At 44.5% G+C, this 265-nt stretch carries 1 protein-coding gene; it reads left to right on the top strand.

All coding sequences use genetic code 11. The features are described 5' to 3' along the window. On the top strand, positions 1–265 hold a 265-nt coding region (locus AAEY78_RS13485; RefSeq protein ID WP_502943779.1), incomplete at both ends, for a hypothetical protein.

The following is a 265-nucleotide window of genomic DNA, read 5'->3' as shown; positions in this document are numbered from 1 at the left end:
CACTTAAGGCGGATACACCCAATATTGGCGCGTATTTGCGTGAGCACCCACCGATAAACATTGGTGAATATTCAGTGGTATCGACCGATGATTTAAAAAGTCTTCAGCGTACTAGTGCCGACGGCAGCCAACAAACCATTGATTTACCCAGCAGCGATGTATTGATTTATGCCTTAGAAGGAGGAGCACGAGTGATTGTTCGGCCATCTGGCACTGAACCAAAAATTAAATGTTATTACGAAGTGGTGGAAACAATGACACCAAC

Origin of the sequence: Psychrobacter sp. 16-MNA-CIBAN-0192 (genome assembly GCF_040309565.1) — a bacterium.
GTDB lineage: Bacteria > Pseudomonadota > Gammaproteobacteria > Pseudomonadales > Moraxellaceae > Psychrobacter.
The sequence above is the reverse complement of the archived record's forward strand: the minus strand, read 5'-3'. Positions and strand labels throughout refer to the sequence as shown.